Annotated in this window: 1 protein-coding gene; it reads right to left on the bottom strand. The window is 47.1% G+C overall.

Features of this window, described 5'->3' with window-relative positions; all coding sequences use genetic code 11:
• A partial coding sequence (locus C7C56_RS27895; RefSeq protein ID WP_146204264.1) for a hypothetical protein occupies nt 1-703 on the bottom strand: 703 nt, incomplete at its 3' end.
• Nucleotides 704-980 lie beyond the last annotated feature (277 nt).

Genomic DNA, 980 nt, shown 5'->3' with positions numbered 1-980 from the left:
TTGCACTTGGTTCTTGAGAACGCCGAACTACTAGAGAGATTAGAAGCAACCCTGTCGGCGAAGCGAAACTGAGAAAAAACGTAGTTAAAAATAACGCTGCCTGAAGGAGCAATGGACCTGCGATATTCAGGCGTTTTGCAGACTTATCAAAGTATGACGTAACAGACCTTCGAAAGCGTCGAAAAGTCTTGACGATGACAAAGAGCCCTCCTAACAAAATACTGACTTCAATGGTCCAATACAAAATCGCGCGCAGCAATTGTTGAGTTTCTTGAGTTTCCCAGCCGCTTTTAATCACATGGAGGTCCGCTCTAGAATCAATTTTTTCAACGTTTATTTTGGGTACGCGCAACCCCTCACCTTTGAATGCCTCTGTCAGTTCGCTAGCTGTTTCAGGTAGGCTTCCATAGAATCGATGAACAAGCGACACTTGATAGACCCCATTCTCCATGTCGCTTGATGTGGCGTTTTTAACTTGGACGGCCAAAACAGCAATTACGCCCTCGGGAACCGGCTCGACTATCACCCGTCTCGCGCAAGCCCCGAAACTATGTACTTCTTTTGCCCTGAACTCGCCTGAACAAGCTCTGCCATGACACTTGATGAAAAAGTCATCTTTTAGGCCATAACAGGAAAGCGCATGCGCCGGGCTGATAAAAAATTGTATGCTTATGAAAAGGCATATATTCATTACCAACTTCATTGGCCGCTCCTTGGTCATTGGTTGATTTCTAACGCTCGCGTCGAGTGACGATAAGAGCGATGTTGAGCATGCAGATAGCGCAGATTTTTAGTATCCACTACAATTGGCCTACTCTTTGAGAGACTTGATTGAAGCCGACCGTCAAATCTTTCGGAAATTAATTGGCTCGGCGTCCGCGACGCCTGCACCCGCCTTCCCGCTCGACCCAGCCTTCACTCATGCTTCACTCCGATTTTGCCAACATAAATTGAAAAGCCAACGTCCGTTCCTGGCCGGG

The organism is Massilia glaciei (assembly GCF_003011895.2).
GTDB lineage: Bacteria > Pseudomonadota > Gammaproteobacteria > Burkholderiales > Burkholderiaceae_D > Telluria_A > Telluria_A glaciei.
Note: the sequence above shows the minus strand (reverse complement) of the source record. Positions and strands in the feature narration are given on the sequence as shown.